The sequence below is a fragment of the Actinacidiphila polyblastidii genome, assembly GCF_036353415.1.
Lineage (GTDB): Bacteria > Actinomycetota > Actinomycetes > Streptomycetales > Streptomycetaceae > Actinacidiphila > Actinacidiphila polyblastidii.
This window is the reverse complement of record NZ_JAZEWV010000106.1, coordinates 1-204: the sequence shown is the minus strand read 5'-3', so window position 1 is coordinate 204 and position 204 is coordinate 1. Positions and strand designations below refer to the sequence as shown.

The following is a 204-nucleotide window of genomic DNA, read 5'->3' as shown; positions in this document are numbered from 1 at the left end:
CACGGGCCAAAAGGGGGCAGCGCCGGGCGGACGAACCGGATGATCACGCCCTCGGCCGATCGCGAGGAGGTCTGACCACCAAAATCCACCTCGCCTGCGACGGGCGCGGACGGCCCCTCGCCATTTTGCTCACGCCCGGCCAACGCCACGACAGCGTCTGCGCACGCCCGCTCCTCGAACGCATCCGCGTCCCGCGCACCGGTG

General features: G+C 71.6%; 1 protein-coding gene. It reads left to right on the top strand.

Translation table 11 applies throughout. The features are described from left to right. A partial coding sequence (locus tag V2S66_RS34435) for a transposase (protein ID WP_330801050.1) occupies window positions 1–204 on the top strand: 204 nt, incomplete at both ends.